The organism is Selenomonas ruminantium AC2024, from assembly GCF_000687995.1.
Lineage (GTDB): Bacteria > Bacillota > Negativicutes > Selenomonadales > Selenomonadaceae > Selenomonas_A > Selenomonas_A ruminantium_B.
Genome location: NZ_JIAC01000001.1, coordinates 1,942,298 through 1,964,683, shown reverse-complemented (window position 1 = coordinate 1,964,683; position 22,386 = coordinate 1,942,298). Strand labels below are relative to the sequence as shown.

Genomic DNA, 22,386 nt, shown 5'->3' with positions numbered 1-22,386 from the left:
TTTTTCGTCCTTAAAGGAAGGATAAGTAGAAAAAATGTCTAATCATAATACAATGAGATAAAAATTTGCTCAAATTATGAGAGGAGCTGATTGCTATGCTGGTTTGGATTGAGCGCTTGGGACGTGTGGGAGAAGATGAGCTGTTTGGCTTTGGCTTGTCCCCGGAGTCCGTTCGTGGGGAAATCTTGCTCGACCCATTGGGGAATACCAGAATACGCAAGGAAAATCCTGCAATGTCAGAAAGCCAGACTCTGGTGGTTAAGAACGGGCTCGACGAGTGGATTCGCGACCTGGGCTTATGCCAGTTGTCCTGCATTTCTGCCCCCCAGTTCCTGACCGGGGAAGAAGAGGAAAACGTGCGCAGATGGCGGCCCAGAGAGCTGGATTTGCGTCCGCTGAACCTGCCTTTACATGATGAAGACCTGCCGGAAATCATCGAAGATGACTGGATGGGTGCTTTGGAATGGGGCTAAGTCTTGATTGACAATGATGCTATAATTATCTTGAGATAATTAAAACAAATGGTTGGAGGTTTTTGCATGATATATCCCTTGTTACTCAAAGCACCTTTGAAGGACTATCTCTGGGGCGGCACCCGCCTGAAAGAAGAATATGGCAAGAATACGGACTTAGATAAAGTCGCGGAAAGCTGGGAACTGTCCTGCCATGAAGCAGGCCTCAGTGTCATTGCCAGTGGCCCGGACAAAGGCAAGACTCTTAAAGAATGGCTGGAGGAACAGGGAGACGCCGTGCTGGGCAAACGAGCGGCAACCTTTGATTACTTTCCCTTATTGATTAAACTCATCGATGCCAAAGGAGATTTATCGGTACAGGTTCACCCGGATAACGAATACGCTTTGCGGGTGGAAGGGGAGTACGGCAAGACGGAAATGTGGTACATCGTGGACTGCGAGCCCGGTGCCAGCCTGCTTTATGGCTTCAAGGAGAAAATCAGTCAGGAAGAATTTCAGCGGCGCATTGAGGATAACACGCTGCTCGAAGTCTGCAACAAAGTACCGGTGCATAAGGGAGATGTGTTCTTTATCGATTCCGGTACCCTGCATGCCATCGGCGCAGGCATTTTAATCTGCGAGATTCAGCAAAACTCCAACACCACCTACCGCATTTATGATTATGGCCGGGTAGGCGCTGACGGCAAGCCCCGGGAGCTTCATGTGGAGAAGGCTTTGGCCGTAACTAAATTGGAGCCTCCGACACGGGGAACCAAGCCGCTGGCAGATATCGACATCTTCCCCCATATGGAAGTGAAACTGCTGGCAGACTGTGAATACTTCAAGGTCTACCACGCCAATCTGCATGGCGAAAGCTTCCTGCATGCCGGGGATGATTCCTTCCAGAGCTTAACGGTGCTCGAAGGCGCATTAAAATTATCCTGCGGGAAGGAAACCCTGACGCTGGCCAAGGGCAATACGGTATTCGTACCGGCAGGCACGGGCAGTTATCAGGTGACTGGTCAGGCAGAATTCATATTAAGCAAGCTGTAAAAATAAGCTGACCGGTCAAATGTCAAATTTGACTTGTCAGCTTTTATGCACTGTAAACTTGTAAACTAAAGCCGGATATTGTAAAATAGGGGAGTAATTTGTAAATTTTTGATGAGGATATGAGCTAAATGAGTACATCTACTTATACCAAGAGGATTATCCCCTGTCTGGACGTTAAGGATGGCCGTGTGGTAAAGGGGACCAACTTCGTTGGCCTGCGCGATGCCGGCGACCCGGTGGAACTGGCAGCCCGTTACGATAAGGAGCGGGCCGACGAGCTGGTTTTTTTGGACATCACCGCCTCGAGTGACAAGCGGGATACCATCGTACACGTTGCCCAGGACTGTGCCAGTCAGGTTTTTATCCCCTTTACAGTCGGCGGCGGCATTCGCACCATTGAGGACATGCGCCGGATGCTCAAGGCCGGAGCCGACAAGGTTTCCGTAAACACAGCCGCCATCAAGAATCCGGAGCTTATCCGGGAGGGCGCGGAAAAATTCGGCCGGCAGTGCATTGTACTGGCCGTGGATGCCCGCCGCAGCGGCGAGGACAAATGGGAAGTCTATGTCAATGGTGGCCGCACGCCGACAGGCCTTGACTGTCTGGAATGGATAACGAAAGCTGTTGACCTCGGGGCCGGTGAGATTCTGCTCACCAGTATGGATGCTGACGGTACCAAAGACGGCTACGATATATCCCTGACCCGGGCGGTGTCCGAAGCGGTAAATGTCCCGGTTATCGCTTCCGGCGGTGCAGGGAAACTCGAGCACTTTTATGACGTGCTGACGGAGGGGAAGGCCGATGCGGTACTAGCCGCTTCTGTCTTCCATTACGGTGAATTCACCGTGCGGCAGGTCAAAGAATATCTAAAATCACGGGGCGTGGAGGTAAGATTCTGATGAATGAAGTTGACATTTCCATGATTAAATTTGACGACAAGGGTCTTGTACCGGCAGTGGTGCAGGAAGAAAACGGCCAGGTGCTGATGCTGGCCTATATGAATGCAGAGTCCCTGCAGAAGACCATTGAGACGGGCTATACCTGGTTCTACAGCCGCAGCCGCAAACGTCTTTGGAATAAGGGCGAAGAATCCGGCAACAAGCAGAAGGTGCGGGAAATCTCCTATGACTGCGATGGAGACACCTTGCTGATTAAGGTGCACCAGACGGGCGTAGCCTGCCATACGGGAACCTATACCTGCTTCAGCGGCCGCAAACTGGTGGAGGAGAAGGAAAAGAGTCTGGCACTTGTTGAACCGGAACCGGAGACTTCACTGGCTACGGTTTTGAATGACCTTTACAATGTCATTCAGGAGCGTCAGCTGAACCCTGTGGAAGGTTCTTATACCAACTATCTCTTTGAGAAGGGGCAGGACAAGATTCTCAAAAAGGTGGGCGAGGAGGCCGTGGAAACGGTTATTGCCTCCAAGAACAACAAGAGCGAGGAAGTGCTCTACGAAATGGGCGACCTCTGGTATCACTGTCTGGTGCTGCTGGCCTATCACAAACTGACGCCGGACCAGCTGCTCGATGAACTCATGAGTCGCCGCAAGGGAGGCAATTATCATAAATTTACTGGCAAAACCGGCGTAAGACCGGATTTATAAGCTCAATTTTGCCTTTATTAAGGACATTTTTCTGCTTTAGGACAGGGAAATGTCCTTTTTTCGTTGCATTATAGCCTTTTGAATGATAAAATAGTAAGGAATGAATTGTTCGGACTTTGATTGCGCAGACGCAATGAAATATAAGAATTAATGTTTTTATGCAAGAAGACAACTGAATTATGGAGGTGTAATTTTTGGCAAAAGCACAAAAACTACAGATTATTCCCTTGGGCGGACTGGGGGAAATCGGCAAGAACATGACGGTGGTTCGTGTAGAGGACGAGATTCTGGTAATCGATTCCGGCCTCATGTTCCCCGAAGAAGATATGCTGGGGGTTGACCTGGTTATTCCCGATATCAGCTATCTTTTGGAGAATCGCGATATGATTAAGGCGATTGTCCTGACCCATGGCCACGAGGACCATATTGGTGCTCTGCCCTATGTGCTCAAGCAGCTCAACGTGCCGGTCTATGGCACCCGTCTGACGCTGGGCATCTTAGAGGGCCGTCTCAAGGAAAACGGGGTGGATTCCAGCAATCTGCATTCGGTAATGCAAGGGGACATTATCAATGTGGGCTGCTTTAGCGTTGGCTTTATCCGTGTAAACCATTCCATTCCCGATGCGGTGGGTCTTTCCATCAAGACGCCGGTGGGCATGATTGTTCACACCGGTGACTTCAAGCTGGACTACACGCCCATCGATGGGAAAATGACGGATTTCCGCCGGTTCTCGGAACTGGGGAACAAGGGTGTTCTCCTGATGATGGCGGACTCCACCAATGCAGAACGGGCTGGCCATACCCCCAGCGAAAGCACCGTAGGGGCATCTTTTGACAAGGCCTTCCACGGCGCACGCAGCCGCATTATCGTGGCAACCTTTTCTTCCAATGTTCACCGCATCCAGCAGGTCATCGATACTGCAGTGCGCTATAAGCGCCGGGTAGCTATCCTGGGACGCAGCATGGTGAATGTTGTGACCATCTCTCTGGAGCTTGGCTATATCACCGCTCCGGAAGGAACTATAATCGATATTGATGAAATCAATAACTATCGTCCCGAACAAATCGTTATCGTCACCACGGGCAGCCAGGGTGAGCCCATGTCGGCTCTGACCCGCATGGCTATGTCTGACCATCGCAAGGTCACCATCGTTCCCGATGACACTGTTATCATTTCGGCAACGCCGATACCGGGCAATGAAAAACTCGTTTCCAAGACCATTGACAATCTTATGCGCCTGGGGGCAAATGTCGTATATGGCCGGGATAAGGAAGTTCATGTATCCGGTCACGCCAGCCGCGAAGAATTGAAGCTCATGCATAATCTCGTGCGTCCGAAGTTCTTCATCCCGGTTCATGGCGAATATCATCATTTGGTACAGCATGCCAAACTGGCGCAGGAACTCGGTATGGCCAAAGACCATATCTTCCTGGGCGAGAACGGCTATGTATTTGAATTTACCAAGGACAAAGGTCAGGTAGCCGGCAAGGTTACCGCCGGCATGGTTATGGTTGATGGCCTTGGCGTAGGCGACGTGGGCAATATCGTGCTCCGTGACCGTCGCCAGCTGTCTCAGGACGGCATCCTGATTATCGTCGTGGCCATGGATAGAGCCTCCAACACCGTAGTAGGGGGCCCGGATATCGTATCCCGCGGTTTCGTCTATGTACGGGAGTCTGAGGCACTGATGGACGAAGCCAGAGCCCGCGTTGAGCAGGCATTGGAACGCTGCGAAGAAGAAGGCGTTAAGGAATGGGCAGCCATCAAGGCGAACGTCCGTGACGCTCTGGGCCGTTATCTCTTTGAAAAGACCCGCCGCCGTCCGATGATTCTGCCAATCATTCAGGAAGTATAATAGCGAACCCAAAAGCAGCCTGAAAAGGCTGCTTTTTTTTGTGACAAATGCAATATATTTACGACAAAACAAGAGAAATTTCTGTTATTTAGTTGACGAGCCTTTATTTATCGGCTATAATACGACTTGTTACTGCGAATTCTTTGCGAGGCAAGCCCATGGGGCGCAGAGTCGCTTAGAGTTCGTGTAAGGGCTGATGAAAAATCGGGAGATTTTTCATTTTGCTTAGCACTTTGAAAGGGGATTACTACTATGGCAAAAGAAGTTATTAGCAAAACCATCCTGGTTGACAAAGTTGCAGAGGCTGCTGGCGTATCCAAGAAAGATACGAAAGCTGTTATCGACGCACTGCTGGAAACGGTGAAGGACAGCGTTAAGGCTGATGCGGAAATCCGCCTGATTGGCTTCGGTACCTTCAAGAAGGCTCATCGCAATGCACGTTCCGGCCGCAACCCGCAGACGGGCGAAACGATTGAAATCAAGGCTAGCGACAGCCTCGCTTTCAAATCCAGCGTTAAATACTAATTTGACGGTTAGAGAGGACAGCTCTTTTAGGGAGTTGTCCTCTCTTTTTATTTTCTTTTGCAGGATTTATATTACTTTCAGAGAATATAGAAAATAGCAAATGAAATGGAGGGACTGTCGATGAAGAACTACAAGAGTACCAATATCCGCAATATTGCTGTAACTGGACATGGTAAAACAGGCAAGACCAGTCTTTTGGATGCATGTTTGTTCAACACGGGTGTAGTGAAGCGTCTGGGCAGTGTGGAAGACGGCACCAGCGCACTGGATTACGACCCGGAGGAAAGCAAACGCAAGATGACCATTGGTGCAAAACTCGTGGCTTGCGAGTGGCGTGATTTCAAACTGAACTTCATCGACACGCCGGGGTATCCCGACTTCGTGGGTGATGTGAAGGGAGCCATGGCAGCTGCAGACAGCGCGCTCATTGTAATTTCCGCTTCTTCGGGCATCAAGTCCGGCACGGAAAATGCCTTTATCTATGCAGAAGAATACGAACTGCCCCGCGCCTTCCTAATCAACAAGATGGACCGGGAACACGCAGACTTTGATGGCGTGGTGGAGGAACTGCGGGTGCGCTTCGGCGACGGCGTAGTGCCCGTACAGATTCCCATCGGTAAGGAAGCCGCCTTCCAGGGCGTGGTTGACCTTCTGTCCCTACACATGAAGATTGTGACCCACGACAATGAAGTGGTAAAGGATGAAGTTCCCGAATACATCCAAGGGGAAGTAGAAGCCGCCCGCCAGAAACTCATTGAAGCAGTGGCAGAGTTCAACAATGAACTGCTCGAAAAATACATCGAAGGCGAAGAAATCACGGAAGTGGAAGTAGCCGCCGCAATGATTGAAGGCATTCAGGCCGGCAAGATTTATCCCGTATTCTGTGCCTCGGCCAAACAGAATATCGGCATCCGCCAGCTCATGAACGATATGGTGGAATACATGCCCACACCGTATTTCAAGGTTTCCATTGGCACCGACCCCGCCACGGGCGAAATCAAGGAGCGCCGCACGGAAGATGCCTTCTCGGCACAGGTGTTCAAGACTACCGTGGACCCCTTTGTGGGCCGCCAGAGCTTTATCCGGGTCCTGTCCGGCGAGATGAAAGGCGATGCCAATTACTTCCATGTGAACAAGAACGGCGAAGAACGCATCGGCACATTGTTCACCATGCAGGGCAAGCAGCAGGCAAATCTGAATCAGGTTGCGGCCGGCGATATCGTAATAACCACAAAACTCCAGCAGGTGCGCACCGGCGATACTCTCTGTGACAAGAGCAATCCCATCCAGTATGAAGGCATCTCCTATCCCGAACCCATGCTGGAAATGGCCGTTACCTCCAAGAAGAAGGGCGAGGAGGACAAGGTCTTTGGTGCTCTGGCCAAACAGCAGGATGAAGACCCGACTCTTGTAGTACAGAAGAAACCGGAGACACGCGAAACGGTGGTCAAAGGCATTGGCGAAGTCCATTTGGAAATTCTGTCTGAACAGCTGCAGCGCAAGTTCGGTGCGGAAATGGTGCTCTCCGAGCCCAAAGTAGCTTACCGTGAAACCATCCGCAAGAGTGTACAGGTGCAGGGCCGTCATAAGAAACAGAGCGGCGGCCATGGCCAGTTCGGTGATGTCTGGCTGGAAATCAGCCCGCAGCCAGCTGGTGAGGGCAATGTCTTCACCGAAACCATCTTCGGCGGCAGCGTGCCCCGTCAGTATATCCCTGCCGTAGAAAAGGGCACGGAAGAAGCTCTGGCTGCCGGTGTAATGGCAGGCTACCCGGTGGTGGATGTAAAGGTCAACCTCTACGATGGTTCCTATCACTCCGTAGACTCCTCGGAAGCGGCATTCAAGACCGCGGCAGGCATTGCCATCCGCAAGGGGGTAATGGATGCTTCGCCGATTCTGCTCGAACCCATTGATACCATCCGCGTGATTACGCCGGAATACTACATGGGTGATGTCATGGGCAAGCTCAACAGCAAGCGGGCTCATATCTTGGGCGTTGACAGCAAGGGCAAGGATATGAGCGAGATATCCGCCCTTATTCCCGAAGCAGAGCTTTACCGCTTTGCCACGGATTTGCGCAGCCTGACCCAGGGCCGGGGTTCCTACTCCTTGGAATTTGCCCGCTATGAGCCGGTACCGGAGCGGGAAGCCGTAAAGATTGTCGAAGCACGCAGCAAGAAGGCTGAATAAGTTTAGCGGCCCCCTGCAGATTCTTTGCCTGAATTTGCAGGGGGCTTGACGATTATGGTGAAAGGATGAGATTATGGATAAGCAGGAAAAATCTTTTGCACTTCCCATTTCCCGCCGGGATTTTATGAAGATGACAGGGATGGCGGCAGCAGGCCTTGTTATGGGCAGCAGCATTCCCGCTGAAGCCAAAGGAGCAGCAACGATGAATTTTGGCCAGGAAAAACTGCCGGTGCTCTATGAGGCAGATGTCTGTGTGGCAGGCGGCGGCCCTGCAGGTACCGCTGCGGCCATTAACGCGGGCCGCAATGGTGCCAAGACCGTGCTCATCGAGCGGGGGACGGCCTTAGGTGGGCTTGCCGTACTGGGCTGTGTCTATCCCTTCATGGATACCCATGCGCCGGACAGCGATACCCCCTATGTGGCAGAAATCAAAAAACGCCTGCGCCAGCATGGCATTGAACCCTTCGACGGTGTCACTCAGCAGACCTGGCATAATCCTGAAACATTGGCCCTTATCTATGATGAGATGTGTGCGGAAGCCGGGGTGAATATTCTCTATCAGACGGTGCTGGTTGATACGGTGAAAGAGGGAGCAAAGATAACGGCCCTGATTGTCCAGACCATAGCCGGTCTGGCAGCCATCAAGGCCAAGGTCTTTGTGGATGCCACAGGTGATGCCTATCTGGCGCGCTCGGCAGGTGTGCCCTACGAGCGCGGCTATGAAAAGACAGGGAACAACCAGCCCTTATCCTTCCGCTTTGAGATGGGCGGCATTGATGTAAAGCGCCTCTATCAGCATGTGGCCATTGAGCTCAAGGAGGACTGGTGCAAATCCAAGCCCCCGTACTTTGAGATTGCCGAAGCCATGCACCGCAAACAGCGCTATAAGCTGGAAGAGCTGATGGCCAAGGGTGTTGAAAGCGGTGAGCTCACCCAGGAAGAAGCAGAATACATGCAGGCCCATACCATTATCGGCAAGAACGGCGTCATGAGCATGAACTGCCCGGAAATTCCCGTGCGTTTTTCTGCAACCGACCCCATATCCTACAGCAAGGCCGTTACCTTTGGCCGCCGAATGATGCACAATATTGCCAACTATCTGATTCGCCACCTGCCGGGCTTTGAAAACGCCTTTATCAGCCGTGAGGCTGCCATGCTCGGAGCCAGAGAATCCTGGCGCATCCGGGGCAAGCATTATCTGGTCGAGGATGACTACCACAACCAGAGCCGCTTCCCCGATGCAGTATGCCGCACAGCCTGGTTTATCGATGCCCACGGGGAGAAGGTTTCGGAAAAACTGCCCAAGGGGGGATTCTATGAGATTCCCTACCGCTCACTGGTGACCAATGAGATTCCCAATCTTCTGGTGGCGGGCCGCTGCATCAGTGCCAGCTTCATCCTTCAGGCCTCCATGCGCATCCAGCCCACCTGCATGAGCATTGGCGAAGCCGCAGGCATTGCTGCTGCCTGGGGCGTGAAGCATAAGACCAATGTAAACGAAGTGCGCTGGGAGGATATCCCGGCGGAAAAACGCAGCTACGTAAGCAAGAAAAAAGACTAGGAGGAAAAACGTTGAAGTTAAAAATGCCAGGCATGGTTCTCGTGATGTTTGCTGTGCTGTTTGCCTTGTCCAATCGTGTTAGTTTGGCCGCAGGAAAGATTTTATTCATTCCCCATGATGACCGGCCGATTTCTTACCATCAGACGGTGGATGTACTGCGGCAGGCAGGTTATGAAATGTTGCTGCCACCCAAGGAGCTCTTGAGCAATGCCACCAATATGGGGCATCCTGATGAGCTCTGGCAGTGGCTGCAGCAAAACGCCGCGGCCGCCGATTCTGCCGTCATTGCCTCGGACTCCATGCTCTATGGGGGATTGATTCCCTCCCGCAAGCATGAGGTGCCGGAGGAAAACCTCATGCAGCGCGTCGAAAAATTTGCCGAGCTGCGCCAAAACAATCCCCGGCTGCATATCTATGTGTTCGATTCCCTGATGCGGACGCCGATAATGGGCAACGAAGGCAATATTGAAGAACCGGCTTATTACGGAACGTACGGCTGGGATTTCTTCCATTTTTCCCGCCTGACGGACAAGCAGGAGACGCAAGGGCTCTCCAAGGCAGAGGAAAAACAGCTGGCTGCCTTCCGCGATGCCATTCCCGCGGAATACATGCAGGACTGGAAACAGCGGCGGGCCAAAAATCTGGCCGCCACCAAAAGGCTGATGGATTACACCCAAAACGGTGTTATCGACTATCTGATTCTGGGGCGGGATGACAATGCCCCCTTGAGCCAAACCCATCGGGAGAATCGGGAAATCCTGGCCTACGCCAAGGCAAACAATCTGCCTAAGACAAAGTTCCTGTCCATGCCGGGCATTGATGAATTTAATGTGCTGCTCCTGTCCCGGGCAGTCAACGATATGCGTTTTGAAATGCCCTTTGTTTATGTGGACTACAACCAGGGCAAGGGTGGCGATACGGTGCCGTCCTTCTCCGACGAAAAGATTTCCGCCTCCGTGGATGCAGCCATTGCCATTGCCGGAGGACTGAAAGTCCCCAATCCGGCCCGGGCAGATTTTGTGCTGCTGGTAAATACCGACCAAAAGGGCAGAACCATGGATACCCATAACCGCTACCCGGATGGTGGTATATTTCAGCCCCAGCTGAAGCCTGACGAAAGTACCAAAGACTTTGTCAGACTCGTCAGCGATTACGTGGCCAAGGGCTATCCTGTAGGTGTAGCGGATATCCGGTATGCCAACGGGGCCGATAATGCTCTGATGGAACAGCTGCGAAAAAAGAACCTGCTCTATAAGCTGCAGGCTTATTCCGGCTGGAATACCGCCACCAATTCCACGGGCTTTGCCCTGGGCACAGGGATGCTGGCACCTAAAATGACGGAGCAGGGGAAGGCGCAGCTGCTCACCACCCGCTATTTGGATGACTGGGCCTATCAGGCCAATGTCCGTACCATTGTGGGCAGCGAGCTGGTTCAAAAATTCGGCAATGCCATGTACTACTTGAGCCTGCAGGATAAATTAGGCTACGCCGAACAGCGAAACACGGAACTCATGCAGGACTTTGCCGCCAAGAATCTGCCGCAGAATTATCTTGCCCCGGGATTTACCATAAAAAATCCCTGGCTGCGGATGTTTGAATGCGATATTGTTTGGAATAAGACATTGCAGAAATAAATACCTGCCACTTCAAAATCATGGATGATTTGCCCAAAATAAGGATTGTTTCCTCTTACTGTTAAGCCTATAATCAGAGATGTCGAATGAAACAAGTAAAACTTTTTGTAGGGGGATTCAAGATGAAATTAAAGAAGATGGCAGCTGCGATTTGCTTATCCATGCTGACTTTGTCCAGTGTCGTACAGGCAGAACGGCCCGCTAATTTTCAGGACAACTATCAATTAAAAGAAATGGTGGTACTCAGCCGCCATAATATCCGCTCGCCGCTGTCCGGCAACGGTTCGGCGCTGGGGAATCTGACACCCCATGCGTGGTTCAAATGGACCTCCGGTCCCAGCGAGTTATCCCTGCGGGGTGGTCAGCTTGAAACCATGATGGGGCAGTATTTCCGCCAGCGTCTCGTAAAGGATGGCCTCATGACGGAAAACTATCTGCCCAAAGATGGAGAAATGCGTTTCTATGCCAACTCCATGCAGCGCACCATTGCGACGGCACAGTATTTTTCCAGCGGCATGCTGCCGGTAGCTAACGTGAAGATTGAACATAAGTTCGCGCCCAGCAAGATGGACCCGGTGTTCAATCCCCAGCTGACCTTCGTCAGCGATGCGTTCCGCAGCCAGGCCATGAAAGAAATCAGCGCCATGGGCGGGGCCAAGGGACTGCAGGGCATTAACGATCAGCTCAGCAGCCAGTACCGCACGTTGGAAAAGACTTTGGACTTGAAAGATTCGCCCATGGCCAAGAAAAATGGCTTCACCAAATTCCGCAATGATGATTTGCAGATTATGCTCGAAGTCAACAAGGAACCGGCCATGAAGGGCTCTTTGAAACTGGCCAACGCTGCCAGCGATGCCTTTATCCTGCAGTATTATGAAGAAGCTGACACCACCAAGGCTGGCTTTGGCCATAAACTCAGCCAGAAGGAGTGGGAACAGGTTGCCAGCGTAAAGGATGTTTATGGGGATGTATTATTTACGGCTCCGAGTGTAGCTGTAAATGTGGCACATCCGCTGCTCCAGGAAATGAACAAGGAACTGGCACAGCCGGGCCGCAAGTTCACGTTCCTCTGCGGCCACGATTCCAATATCGCCAGCGTACTGGCAGCACTGGATGTGGAAGAGTACAGCCTGCCCAACAGCATTGAGAAAAAGACGCCCATTGGTTCCAAGCTCGTTATCGAAAAATTTGCCGGTAAAGACGGCAAGGAATATGCAGCCATGAGCCTCGTATACCAGAATACGAAACAGCTGCGTGACAGAACGGAACTGACGCTCGATACCCCGCCGGAAGTTTTCCCCTTGCAGCTGAAAGGGCTCAAGGCTAATGGCGATGGCCTGTACTTGTTGAAGGATGTTCAGCAGCGTTTCCAGCAGGCTATTGCTGCGTATGACAAATTGCCTCAGGATAATGCCGTACAGAAGGCAGCTTGATTTGCTTTTTTGTCCTATTTATGCTATCATAATGGACAGAGATTTGTCTTTGAGGCGGGGGGCAGTTCCCCACCGGCGGTATAGCCCGCAAGCCCTTATTTCTTCTAGGGCACGATTCGGTGAAATTCCGAAGCCGACCGTATAGTCGGGATGAGAAAAGGCATGTTATTTGCATGCATTGACAGCCACCGCGAAGGAAATCTTCGCGGTGGTTTTTGGTTTTCTTATCATCTAAGTCTCATTCACAAACCTTAGTTTTTAGTAATTGAGGTGAGGAATTTGCAAGATGAAGATTTTATGCGGGTGGCGCTAAATCTCGCCCGCAATGCCACGGGCCGCACGTCACCCAACCCCTTAGTCGGGGCCGTGATTGTGCGGGAAGGGCGCATCGTCGGTGCCGGCTGGCACCGCAAGGCGGGCACTCCCCACGCGGAAATCCACGCCCTGAATATGGCGGGGGATTTAGCTAGTGGCGCTACACTCTATGTGACCTTGGAGCCCTGTTCACATCATGGACGCACCGGCCCTTGTGCCGAGGCAGTGGTCAAGGCGGGCATCAAGCGCTGTGTCATCGCCATGGAGGACCCGAATCCCAAGGTGGCAGGCAAGGGCATTGCCATTTTGGAGCAGGCGGGTATCGAAGTGCGCTGCGGCGTGCTGGAAGAAGAAGCCCGCGAGCTCAACGAGGTGTTCCTGAAATGGATTACCACGAAACGGCCCTTTGTGGTGCTGAAAACCGCCATGAGTCTGGACGGCAAGATTGCCACAGCCACAGGGAAGTCCCAGTGGATTACAGGCGAAGCCGCCCGCAGGCGCGGCCATGAATTCCGGGATATCTACGACAGTATTCTGGTGGGAATCGGCACAGTACTGGCAGATGACCCAAGTCTTACGACCCGACTGCCGGATGGCGCCGGGAAAAATCCGGTGCGGATTGTGGTGGACAGTCAAGCCAGAACACCGCTGACAGCCAAGGTCATTACCGATGGCCAGGCGCGGACGATTATCGCCGTATCCGGCCAGGCGCCCGTGCACCGGATTGTTGCCCTGCGGGAAGCCGGTGCTGAGGTTATCGAAGCATTTGACAAGTCAAAATCTGACATGTCAAAAGTTGACTTGTCAATTCTCATGGAAAAGCTCGGCGCGATGGAAATATCCTCTGTCTATGTGGAAGGCGGCGGCACCGTGAACTTTTCCCTGCTGAAGGCCGGGCTGGTGGATAAAGTGCATGCCTTTATCGCCCCCAAGCTGATTGGCGGGCGCGAGGCGCTGACGCCGGTGGAAGGCGAAGGCTTTGCCGAACTTACGGAGGCGGTAGAGCTTGAACGCACCACGGTAGAAACTATCGGCCAGGATATTTTATTGACCGGTTATGTAAAAGGGCGGTGAGGGATTGTTTACAGGCATAATTGAAGAAGTGGGGCAGGTCGCCCGTATCGGCGGTGGCAATCTCGTCATTAACTGCGCCAAGGTAATCGAGGATGTGCATTTGGGCGACAGCATTGCGGTCAACGGTGTATGTCTGACGGTCACGCATTTTGACAAGTCAGGTTTCACAGCAGATGTGATGCCGGAAACGGTGCGCCGCACATCACTGGCCGAACTCAAAAAGGGCAGTCCTGTGAATCTGGAACGGGCGTTGACACTGGCCAGCCGTTTGGGCGGTCATATCGTCAGCGGCCATATTGACGGTACCGGCGAAATTGTCAAATTTGCTGATGAAGGCAATGCGATACTCATGACCATCAGCGCGGGGCCGGAGCTTTTACACTATATCGTCGAGAAAGGCTCTGTGGCATTGGATGGCATCAGCCTGACGGTGGCCAAGGTGACGGACAGCGATTTTACCGTCAGCCTGATTCCCCATACGCGGGAGGTCACGAATCTCGGCAGTAAAAAGACGGGCAGTCCCATCAATATCGAAACGGATGTGCTGGGCAAGTATGTGGAAAAGATGCTGCAAGGCCAGCGTGAACCGCAGCAGTCCCAGAGCACGTTAACCCTGGATTTTCTCAGGGAAAATGGATTTTAATTAAGGAGATTTTAATATGTCAGATTTTGCAACGGTTGAACAGGCAATCGAAGATATAAAGAACGGCAAGATGGTTGTGGTGGTCGATGATGAAGACCGCGAAAACGAAGGCGATTTGATTGTCGCTGCGGCTACGGTTACGCCGGAAGATGTCAATTTCATGGCTACCTATGCCAAAGGCCTTATCTGCACGCCGATTGACGGCAAGCGTCTCGATGAGCTCAATATCGGTCAGATGGTGGTTAACAATACGGATAACCATGAGACGGCTTTCACTGTATCCATTGACGCTTTTGATACGGAAACGGGTATTTCCGCTTATGAGCGCTGCCAGACCATCAAAAAACTTTTAGACCCCAAGGCTAAAGCATCGAGCTTCCGCCGTCCGGGCCATGTATTCCCGCTGCGTTCGGTAGAGGGCGGCGTACTGCGCCGTGCCGGTCATACGGAAACGACCACGGATTTGGCGCGTCTGGCCGGTTTCTATCCCGCAGGCCTTTGTTGCGAAATCATGGACGATGACGGTCATATGATGCGCACGCCGAAGCTCATTGAGTTCGCCAAGGAACACAATCTCCATATGATTACGGTTAAGGCTCTGATTGAATACCGCAAGCGTACGGAATCCTTCGTACAGAAGGTGGCAGATGTGGATTTCCCAAGCAAGTTCGGCCATTTCCGCATTAAGTCCTACGAAAGCAAGCTCGATGGCAAGTGCCATCTGGCTATCGTCAAGGGCGATGTGGAAGGCAAGAAGGATGTGCTTGTGCGTGTGCATTCCGAATGTCTGACGGGCGATGCCCTTGGCTCCCTGCGCTGTGACTGCGGCGACCAGCTGCAGGCGGCTCTGCAGAAGATTGAAGCAGCCGGCGAAGGTGTAGTGCTCTATATGCGCCAGGAAGGCCGCGGCATTGGCCTGGCCAACAAAATGCGCGCCTATGCCCTGCAGGACAATGGCCGCGATACGGTAGAGGCCAATGTGGAGCTGGGCTTTGCCCCCGACCTGCGCGATTACGGTATCGGCGCACAGATTCTTGCGGATTTGGGCCTTACGAGCATTCGCCTGATGACCAACAATCCGGCTAAGCGTGCAGGTCTTGAAGGTTATGGCCTGACCATCACGGAGCGCGTGCCGCTGATGATTCATGCCAACAAGTTCGACAAGAAGTATCTGACCATCAAAAAGACGAAGATGGGCCATCTCTTAAATGATGACACCTTAAAATAATTTATGATTTTGGGAGGAAATGACAATGGCTAATGTTATTGAAGGTTTTATTACCGCAAAAGATATGAAAGTGGGTATCGTAGTAGCCCGCTTTAACGAATTCATTACGAGCAAGCTCTTAGGCGGCGCGCTGGATGCCCTGCATCGTCACGAAGCTAAGGACGAGGATATTGATGTAGCCTGGGTTCCGGGCGCATTTGAGATTCCCGTGGTGGCCAAGAAGATGGCCGAATCCGGCAAGTATGATGCCGTTATCGCGCTGGGTGCCGTTATCCGTGGTTCGACGACCCATTATGACTATGTCTGCAACGAAGTTTCCAAGGGTGTTGCCCAGGTTGGCATGCAGACGGGGGTACCGACCATCTTCGGCGTGGTGACCACGGAAAATATCGAGCAGGCTGTGGAACGCGCAGGCACGAAGGCTGGCAACAAGGGTACGGATGCCGCTATGGCTGCTATGGAAATGGCAAACCTGCTGAAGAAAATCGGCTAAGTATTGCTAAGTATTTAGGAGGGCTGAAAGCAAATGAAAATTGGCATTATCAGCGATACGCATGGCCATGAGGGTGCATGGCAGGCAGCTTTTGACAAGCAGTTCCATGATGCGGATATGATTCTTCATGCCGGGGATGTGCTCTATCATGGGCCGCGCAATCCGATGAAGGCGGATTATAATCCAGCTGGCCTTGTGGAAAAAATCAACAATTGCCCGGTGCCGGTCATCATTGCCAAGGGCAACTGCGATTCTTCCGTGGATGCCAGCTGTCTGGAACTGCCCATTGAAGCACCTTATGCCTATGTGGTGGCCGAGGGACTGCGCATTATCGTGACCCATGGTGACGCCGTGATGACGGATGACGAGAAGGATAAACTGGCGGCACACTTAAAGGCCGACCTCTTTATCAGCGGTCATATCCATACTACGGTGCTCGAAAAGCGGGGCAATACCGTCTTTTTGAATCCAGGTTCGGCGGCTCTTTCCAAGCGGGAGGACAAGCGCAATACCTTTGCGGTGCTGGACAAAAAGACGATTTCGATTTATGATATTGATACGGACGAAGTTCTGGCAACTTATACGTTTGATTGACAAGCAGGCCTTCCCGCAGGGGAGGGCCTTTATCTTTGAGAGGAAAGATGTAATGAAAGACCATTTAGTAAAAGCCACGGCCGATGGTGTACGCATTTATGCGGCCGTGACTACGGATTTAGTAAATGAGGCGATCCGCCGCCATGACTGCTATCCGGTGGCAGCAGCAGCCCTTGGCCGCACGATGACGGGGGCACTTTTACTCGCCGCCAACCTCAAGAACAAGGAAGCGCTGACGGTGAAGTTTAACGGCGGCGGCCCTTTGGGCATTGTGACAGCTGACGCCACGCCGGAAGGTTATGTGCGCGGTTATGTGGGCAATCCCCATGTGAATCTGCCGCTCAATGACAAGGGCAAGATTGATGTGGGCGGCGGTGTCGGCACGAATGGTACCGTGTCCGTGACCCGCTTTACGGGTCTTAGAAATCCGATTACGGGCAGCTGTGAAATCACCGATGGCGAAATCGCCGATGACCTGACGAAGTACCTCTATGTCTCCGAGCAGACGCCGTCGAGTATCGGTCTGGGCGTGCTGGTGAATCCGGAGTTTAAGTGCATTGGTGCGGGCGGCTTCTTCATCCAGCCGCTGCCGGATGCTACGGAAGAATGTATCTCGAAGCTCGAAGCCAATCTGCAGAAGGTGAATTCCGTTTCGCATATGGTGGAGAAGGGGTATTCTGCCAAGGACATCATTGCCGAAATGCTGCAGGGCTTTGACATCAACTATATGTCGGAAACGGATTTGGCCTTCAAGTGCCATTGCTCCAAGGAAATGCTCTTTAACGTGCTCATCAGTCTGGGCAAGGAGGACTTGGACAGCCTGGTTGCCGATGGCAAGGCGGAAGTTTCCTGTCATTTCTGCAATGAGAAGTATGAATTTACCGGTGAGGAGCTGCAGGAACTGGCAGCAGCTGCCGATAAAGTTCGCTAAGACTACTACTTTGGTAGTAGCTGCTTGCAAAGTTTCTACCTTTGGAGCATTGTAGTCACCACTCGCCCCGCGTATAATAATTTTTGTCACTTGGGGAAGTGATGACACACAAATACCTTCAAGAGTGGGGAAGCTTTGCAGGTAAAGGAATTATATTTAGAAAAAGCAGGTCTTGTATGGCCTGCTTTTTTAGTGTATAATGAGGCAGATGTGTGTTATGGTATTTGTGTGTTAATAACGAATCCCCAAGAAAGGCAGGAATGTATGCTGCAACTGAATGAACAGGAATGCTGGCAGATGTCAACGGGACTGACCCGTATTATGACTGCTTCCGTTGAAGATTTCCGGCATATTGTGTTCGAAGTTTTAAGTGAGATTGCTCCGTTTGACTGTGGTGTTTCCTACGTAGTGAAGAATAACCCCAACCACAAGGACTGTCTCGAACCCTTAGCCCATCCCCAGGCTAAGTTTGTCCCCACTGTTACCGAAATTTTCCGAGCGGCAGAACTGGCTCACAAATCCAGCGCTTATACATCCATGGAGTGGCAGAATAAATCCTTTATTTTTCGCGACTCCGATATGTTTAGCGAAGAATTTTTATCCAATACTGAAATCGGTCGCATGATTCATGACGAATGGGGCATGAGTTATGCCTGCAAGATTTTCTTGGTGCATAATGACCTGCTCTTAGGCAAGTTCTGGCTGCTGCGTCAGGAAGAAAGCGGTAATTTCCAGGAGAAGGAACTCTTCCGCCTGCGCTTGTTGGAACCGCTGGTTACCCGGAAGATGTATGAATTCCATCCCCAGAACGATAAGGGGCGTTATGCCAAGAAAGTGCTGACGGAACGCTTCGGCCTCACCGACCGCGAGCGTCAGATTACCGGCCTTATCTGTCGGGGCATGACCAATCAGCAGATTGCCGACAAACTGTTCTGCGCTGAAACCACGGTAAAGAAGCATATCTCGTCCATCGCCAAAAAGATGAACGTGTCCAACCGCACGGAAATCTTTCACTGCTGTTTGATGGAGAATGCGGTGCAGAGTTTTATCTAAGTTAAGTTTTAGAAAAAAAATAAAAAAGTCCTTGACGCAAGGGAATGTTGGTGTTATTATAGTACATGTCCTTGAGAACAGGGCGCATGACTCACTAGCTCAACTGGCAGAGCAACTGACTCTTAATCAGTAGGTTCACGGTTCGATTCCGTGGTGGGTCACCATTTGATTTTACAAGCTCTTAGGCGCTGCCTGGGAGCTTTTCTTGTATTATAGGCAATGAGGGACGAAGATGAAAGAAGATACCATTGCTAAGATAAAAGAGGAAACCGACGGCTGGGAATATATGGCCAATCTGCCGGAGGAATGGCATGGATTCAAGCTGCGGCGGGAGCCGGTCATCGGCAAGGATAAATATGATTTGTATGCCTATGTCAACGAGGATTGGCATAAGAGTGCCATCGTCTACTTCCATGAGGAAACCCATGAGTACAAGGTGCGGCTGAAAATCGGCCTGATTGAGTTCGCCCGCATTGAGTTTATCACGGCGAAGCTTCCCGTATTTGAGGAGCTTTTGGTTACACAGTTTGAACAGGTGCTCCAGGATATGGCGCAGTTTAATCCGGCCACCCTCAGCAGTATTGTCAAGGGACTCAACCTGCCGGAGTGGCAGTATGGTCTTGACTTGCCGGCAGAGAATGAAGGCTTTGAACTCTTTATCCGTCCGGCCGAACCCGTCAAAATCAACAATGGTTCCTATATCGTCATTGATTATGTGGATTTTACACTAGCCAGCAGTTTTACGGTTTACTACAATATCTACCGGGATGAATTCTTCTCCGAGGCGCGGATTTGGAATATCCCTGATGTAAATTACGACTTTGACTCCAGTGACCTGCGGGAGCTGGAAGAAAAACTGAGCAGCCGCATGCCCGCCCGCCTGCAGCAGGTTAGAAAATGGGCAGTAGAACAGAAAGATCAGGTGCATTATGGTAATAATTGATAAAGCGATTTTACATATACTCGATTTCAACTCCGGCATGACGGTGTATTCGGATGAAGAACTCACGGTGCAGGACAGTATTGAAACCTTCCTGCTCAAACATATCGAAAAATCCTGGGGCAGTCAGGATGCCAAGCCGGGTGCTTTTTATGACGACAGCCATTGCGCCCAGCTCATCAAGGAATATCTGAGCGGTGAAATGAGCTTTGTGCCGTTCTCGAAAGAACTCACCAAGAAACTCGAAGATGCTTTCGTCCATGCCGAGGAAATGGCTTCGAGTGATGTGATTGTGGCCGATGTACGCATTAACGACCGGCGGCAGATTGTGATTTTTAAGTCCAATAGCCATATCGGCTACACCCATCAGGTGAATCAGACGGAAGCGGGCATCAAGAACGAAATCATCAATCATTATTCGATTATGCCGAACCTCTCGCAGAAGATGGAGGAATTTGCCTTTATCGATACGGAAAGCAAGGAAATCTCGGTCACGGCGAAAAAATACACCATTGACGGCAACAGCATTCTGGTATTCCCCGAAATCCTCCTGGAATGCAGCCTGACCCCTTCGCCGAAGGAGGCCATCAAGAACCTCAGCAAGACGGCGGCGAAAGTAGCCGAGGCTTATGGGCAGGACAAAGTGGCCACGGAAGCTGCGGTCAAGAGCTATGTAACGGAAAACATGCAGAATACCGACGAGCTGGATTTGGTGGAGGCCGGCAAGGAAATCTTCAAGGAAAATCCATCCATGCAGGCAGATTTTGACAATGCCATCAAGGAGGCGGGCTTTACCGAGCCCGTGAAGATGGACCAGGAAGCCACCATCAAGAAGATGTGCAAGCATAAGCTCAAGACCGATACGGGCATTGAGCTGACGATTCCTTCGGAGTATTTTGACAACACGGAGTTCATGGAGTTCCATAACAATGAAGATGGGACACTGTCGATTATGCTCAAGCATATTGGCAACATTGTAAACCGTGGCTGATAGGAGATGGCTATGCAAGTAAATGGCGATTTAGCCAATATCAAAACGTATATTCTGGAAAAGCTCAAGGCCCTCTATGATATGCGGGTGCCCATCGGGCAAATTTCCACGCGGGAACTCAACGAGGAAATGCTCGCCATCACCGAGGATACGGACAGGGAAGTGGCGGTATACCTGAACCGTCAGGGCAAGGTGATGCAGGTATCTCTGGGCGATACGGCAACGGTGGATTTACCGGAATTCAAGCAAAAGACCCGCTCGGATTTGCGCCTGTCGGGGATTCGCTGCATTCATACCCATCCGAGCGGGGATGTGCGTTTGAGTGCGCCGGATTTATCCTCCCTGCGCCGCCTGCGCTTTGACTGCATGGCGGCCATTGGGCGCAAGGATAAAAAGATTATCGGTTGTCTGGCGTTCTTTGCGGGCGAGATGAGTGAGGATGGCACGCAGCTGCTGACGCAGTATGGCCCCGCAGAGGATAAGATTCTCGCGCAGATTAACTTGAATCTTTTGGTGACTGTCGTCAATAAGAAATTGGCGGCGCAGAGCACCAAGAGCACCGATGATGAAGTGGAGCGGGCCATCCTTGCCGGTGTGGAACGTCCTGGCAGCAGCTGGCCCATCGAGGAATCCATGGCCGAACTTGAACGCCTGGCCGATACGGCTGGCGCAAAAGTAGTAGCGACCTTTACCCAGCGCAAGGAAAAGCCGGATGCGGCGTTTTTCTTAGGCCGCGGGAAGGTCAATGAGCTGGCGATGGAGATTCAGAATTTAGAAGCGACACTCCTGATTCTCGATGATGAATTGACGCCTTCACAGCAGCATAATCTGGAACGGATGTTAGGCGTCAAGGTCATTGACCGCACGGCTTTGATTCTCGATATCTTTGCCCAGCGGGCACGCTCCAGAGAAGGTAAATTGCAGGTAGAACTGGCGCAACTCCGCTATAATCTGCCCCGCCTTAGTGGGCAGGGGTTAGCACTATCCCGCCTTGGCGGCGGTATTGGTACCCGCGGCCCCGGTGAAACCAAACTTGAAGTGGACAGACGGCGCATCTATAGCAAGATTCACGATATCGAAGAACAGATTGACGGCATGAAGAAAAGCCGCAGCCTGCACCGCAAGCGCCGCAAGGAGTCGCAGATTCCGCTTGTGGCGCTGGTGGGCTACACCAATGCGGGCAAGTCCACACTCTTAAACAAGCTTACGGGTTCCGAGGTCTTTGCCGAGGATAAACTCTTTGCGACCCTTGACCCGACAACCCGCCATCTGCAGCTGCCGGAAAAGCAGGAGATACTGCTGACCGATACTGTAGGCTTTATTCAAAAACTGCCCCATACCCTGGTCAAGGCTTTCCGGGCGACCTTGGAGGAAGTGCAGGAGGCCGATTTGCTCCTGCATGTGGTCGATTGCAGCAATGAAAACCTTGAAGCCCAGATTGAAGCCGTGGTGGCAGTGCTCAAAGAATTGGAGGCAGACGGCAAGCCGGTGCTCTATGTCTTTAACAAGGCTGACCAGCTCGCTAATCCGCATATAAGAGAACAGCTCTTACATGGGCGCGATGGCGTCTTTATCTCCGCCATGACCGGGGAAAATCTCGATGGCCTGCAGCGCCGTATCGAAGGCTTCTTTCAGGAAAGTCAGGTGCGCATGACGCTTTTGATTCCCTATGATGAAGGGGCGGCGGTCACGAAACTGCATAAGTTAAATGCCGTGGTGGAAACGGCGTATGAGGAAACAGGCACGAAGGTAGAAGTGCGCCTGCCCTTATCGGAAAAAGATAATTTCACGAAGTATGAATTAAAGGAGTAATA

Annotated in this window: 20 protein-coding genes, 1 tRNA gene and 1 riboswitch; all 21 genes read left to right on the top strand. The window is 51.8% G+C overall.

Features of this window, described 5'->3' with window-relative positions; all coding sequences use genetic code 11:
- Window positions 1-95: 95 nt before the first annotated feature.
- The 21 genes from P157_RS0109345 (at window position 96) to hflX (ending at window position 22,384) form a co-directional block, all read left to right on the top strand.
- Entirely contained in the window at window positions 96-473 is a 378-nt protein-coding gene (locus tag P157_RS0109345; protein ID WP_026760767.1) for a hypothetical protein, read from the top strand.
- Window positions 474-539: 66 nt separating this feature from the next.
- Complete coding sequence (locus P157_RS0109340) at window positions 540-1,505, top strand: type I phosphomannose isomerase catalytic subunit (RefSeq protein ID WP_026760766.1); 966 nt, start codon at window positions 540-542, stop codon at window positions 1,503-1,505.
- Between the two features lie 128 nt (window positions 1,506-1,633).
- Window positions 1,634-2,404 carry an imidazole glycerol phosphate synthase subunit HisF gene (gene hisF, locus P157_RS0109335; protein WP_026760765.1) on the top strand — a complete coding sequence of 257 codons (771 nt, stop codon included), beginning with the start codon at window positions 1,634-1,636 and terminating at the stop codon, window positions 2,402-2,404.
- Entirely contained in the window at window positions 2,404-3,111 is a 708-nt protein-coding gene (gene hisIE / locus P157_RS0109330) for a bifunctional phosphoribosyl-AMP cyclohydrolase/phosphoribosyl-ATP diphosphatase HisIE (RefSeq protein WP_026760764.1), read from the top strand. The genes hisF and hisIE overlap by 1 nt, the downstream gene beginning before the upstream one ends.
- Window positions 3,112-3,368: 257 nt before the next feature.
- Window positions 3,369-4,967 carry a ribonuclease J gene (locus P157_RS0109325; RefSeq protein WP_230578502.1) on the top strand — a complete coding sequence of 533 codons (1,599 nt, stop codon included), beginning with the start codon at window positions 3,369-3,371 and terminating at the stop codon, window positions 4,965-4,967.
- A 252-nt stretch (window positions 4,968-5,219) separates the two neighbouring features.
- The gene (locus P157_RS0109320; protein ID WP_369691821.1) at window positions 5,220-5,492 is read left to right on the top strand and encodes an HU family DNA-binding protein; all 273 of its coding nucleotides are present in this window, start codon (window positions 5,220-5,222) and stop codon (window positions 5,490-5,492) included.
- Between the two features lie 120 nt (window positions 5,493-5,612).
- On the top strand, window positions 5,613-7,682 hold the full coding sequence (gene fusA, locus P157_RS0109315; RefSeq protein WP_026760761.1) for an elongation factor G: 2,070 nt from the start codon (window positions 5,613-5,615) through the stop codon (window positions 7,680-7,682).
- A gap of 73 nt (window positions 7,683-7,755) precedes the next feature.
- The gene (locus P157_RS0109310) at window positions 7,756-9,243 is read left to right on the top strand and encodes an FAD-dependent oxidoreductase (RefSeq protein ID WP_051598574.1); all 1,488 of its coding nucleotides are present in this window, start codon (window positions 7,756-7,758) and stop codon (window positions 9,241-9,243) included.
- An 11-nt stretch (window positions 9,244-9,254) separates the two neighbouring features.
- Entirely contained in the window at window positions 9,255-10,877 is a 1,623-nt protein-coding gene (locus P157_RS0109305) for a DUF4127 family protein (RefSeq protein WP_230578470.1), read from the top strand.
- 122 nt (window positions 10,878-10,999) lie between these two features.
- Window positions 11,000-12,310, top strand: a complete 1,311-nt coding sequence (locus tag P157_RS0109300) for a histidine-type phosphatase (protein ID WP_026760758.1) — start codon at window positions 11,000-11,002, stop codon at window positions 12,308-12,310.
- 41 nt (window positions 12,311-12,351) lie between these two features.
- Window positions 12,352-12,476, top strand: a riboswitch (FMN riboswitch).
- A 113-nt stretch (window positions 12,477-12,589) separates the two neighbouring features.
- The gene (gene ribD, locus P157_RS0109295; protein WP_026760757.1) at window positions 12,590-13,699 is read left to right on the top strand and encodes a bifunctional diaminohydroxyphosphoribosylaminopyrimidine deaminase/5-amino-6-(5-phosphoribosylamino)uracil reductase RibD; all 1,110 of its coding nucleotides are present in this window, start codon (window positions 12,590-12,592) and stop codon (window positions 13,697-13,699) included.
- A 4-nt stretch (window positions 13,700-13,703) separates the two neighbouring features.
- On the top strand, window positions 13,704-14,342 hold the full coding sequence (locus tag P157_RS0109290; protein WP_026760756.1) for a riboflavin synthase: 639 nt from the start codon (window positions 13,704-13,706) through the stop codon (window positions 14,340-14,342).
- A 16-nt stretch (window positions 14,343-14,358) separates the two neighbouring features.
- A complete protein-coding gene (locus P157_RS0109285) occupies window positions 14,359-15,570 on the top strand; it encodes a bifunctional 3,4-dihydroxy-2-butanone-4-phosphate synthase/GTP cyclohydrolase II (RefSeq protein WP_026760755.1) in 1,212 nt (403 codons plus the stop codon).
- A gap of 25 nt (window positions 15,571-15,595) precedes the next feature.
- The gene (gene ribE / locus P157_RS0109280; protein ID WP_014424133.1) at window positions 15,596-16,063 is read left to right on the top strand and encodes a 6,7-dimethyl-8-ribityllumazine synthase; all 468 of its coding nucleotides are present in this window, start codon (window positions 15,596-15,598) and stop codon (window positions 16,061-16,063) included.
- Window positions 16,064-16,096: 33 nt separating this feature from the next.
- Complete coding sequence (gene yfcE / locus P157_RS0109275; RefSeq protein WP_026760754.1) at window positions 16,097-16,657, top strand: phosphodiesterase; 561 nt, start codon at window positions 16,097-16,099, stop codon at window positions 16,655-16,657.
- Window positions 16,658-16,709: 52 nt separating this feature from the next.
- Complete coding sequence (gene hslO, locus P157_RS0109270) at window positions 16,710-17,588, top strand: Hsp33 family molecular chaperone HslO (RefSeq protein ID WP_026760753.1); 879 nt, start codon at window positions 16,710-16,712, stop codon at window positions 17,586-17,588.
- Window positions 17,589-17,852: 264 nt separating this feature from the next.
- A complete protein-coding gene (locus P157_RS15280) occupies window positions 17,853-18,641 on the top strand; it encodes a helix-turn-helix domain-containing protein (protein WP_074812673.1) in 789 nt (262 codons plus the stop codon).
- 88 nt (window positions 18,642-18,729) lie between these two features.
- A tRNA-Lys gene (locus P157_RS0109260) sits at window positions 18,730-18,805 on the top strand.
- A 68-nt stretch (window positions 18,806-18,873) separates the two neighbouring features.
- Complete coding sequence (locus P157_RS0109255) at window positions 18,874-19,584, top strand: hypothetical protein (RefSeq protein ID WP_026760751.1); 711 nt, start codon at window positions 18,874-18,876, stop codon at window positions 19,582-19,584.
- Window positions 19,571-20,572, top strand: a complete 1,002-nt coding sequence (locus tag P157_RS0109250; protein ID WP_026760750.1) for a nucleoid-associated protein — start codon at window positions 19,571-19,573, stop codon at window positions 20,570-20,572. The genes P157_RS0109255 and P157_RS0109250 overlap by 14 nt, the downstream gene beginning before the upstream one ends.
- Before the next feature lie 12 nt (window positions 20,573-20,584).
- Window positions 20,585-22,384: a GTPase HflX gene (hflX, locus tag P157_RS0109245; protein WP_026760749.1), complete on the top strand. Its 1,800-nt coding sequence runs from the start codon at window positions 20,585-20,587 to the stop codon at window positions 22,382-22,384.
- Window positions 22,385-22,386 lie beyond the last annotated feature (2 nt).

Excerpts from the sequence above, each read along its gene's own strand:
- P157_RS0109345 (WP_026760767.1), top strand. The coding sequence starts at position 96 with ATGCTGGTTTGGATTGAGCGCTTGGGACGTGTGGGAGAAGATGAGCTG.
- P157_RS0109340 (WP_026760766.1), top strand. The coding sequence starts at position 540 with ATGATATATCCCTTGTTACTCAAAGCACCTTTGAAGGACTATCTCTGG.
- hisF (WP_026760765.1), top strand. The coding sequence starts at position 1,634 with ATGAGTACATCTACTTATACCAAGAGGATTATCCCCTGTCTGGACGTT.
- hisIE (WP_026760764.1), top strand. The coding sequence starts at position 2,404 with ATGAATGAAGTTGACATTTCCATGATTAAATTTGACGACAAGGGTCTT.
- P157_RS0109325 (WP_230578502.1), top strand. The coding sequence starts at position 3,369 with ATGACGGTGGTTCGTGTAGAGGACGAGATTCTGGTAATCGATTCCGGC.
- P157_RS0109320 (WP_369691821.1), top strand. The coding sequence starts at position 5,220 with ATGGCAAAAGAAGTTATTAGCAAAACCATCCTGGTTGACAAAGTTGCA.
- fusA (WP_026760761.1), top strand. The coding sequence starts at position 5,613 with ATGAAGAACTACAAGAGTACCAATATCCGCAATATTGCTGTAACTGGA.
- P157_RS0109310 (WP_051598574.1), top strand. The coding sequence starts at position 7,756 with ATGGATAAGCAGGAAAAATCTTTTGCACTTCCCATTTCCCGCCGGGAT.
- P157_RS0109300 (WP_026760758.1), top strand. The coding sequence starts at position 11,000 with ATGAAATTAAAGAAGATGGCAGCTGCGATTTGCTTATCCATGCTGACT.
- P157_RS0109285 (WP_026760755.1), top strand. The coding sequence starts at position 14,359 with ATGTCAGATTTTGCAACGGTTGAACAGGCAATCGAAGATATAAAGAAC.
- ribE (WP_014424133.1), top strand. The coding sequence starts at position 15,596 with ATGGCTAATGTTATTGAAGGTTTTATTACCGCAAAAGATATGAAAGTG.
- yfcE (WP_026760754.1), top strand. The coding sequence starts at position 16,097 with ATGAAAATTGGCATTATCAGCGATACGCATGGCCATGAGGGTGCATGG.
- hslO (WP_026760753.1), top strand. The coding sequence starts at position 16,710 with ATGAAAGACCATTTAGTAAAAGCCACGGCCGATGGTGTACGCATTTAT.
- P157_RS15280 (WP_074812673.1), top strand. The coding sequence starts at position 17,853 with ATGCTGCAACTGAATGAACAGGAATGCTGGCAGATGTCAACGGGACTG.
- P157_RS0109255 (WP_026760751.1), top strand. The coding sequence starts at position 18,874 with ATGAAAGAAGATACCATTGCTAAGATAAAAGAGGAAACCGACGGCTGG.
- P157_RS0109250 (WP_026760750.1), top strand. The coding sequence starts at position 19,571 with ATGGTAATAATTGATAAAGCGATTTTACATATACTCGATTTCAACTCC.
- hflX (WP_026760749.1), top strand. The coding sequence starts at position 20,585 with ATGCAAGTAAATGGCGATTTAGCCAATATCAAAACGTATATTCTGGAA.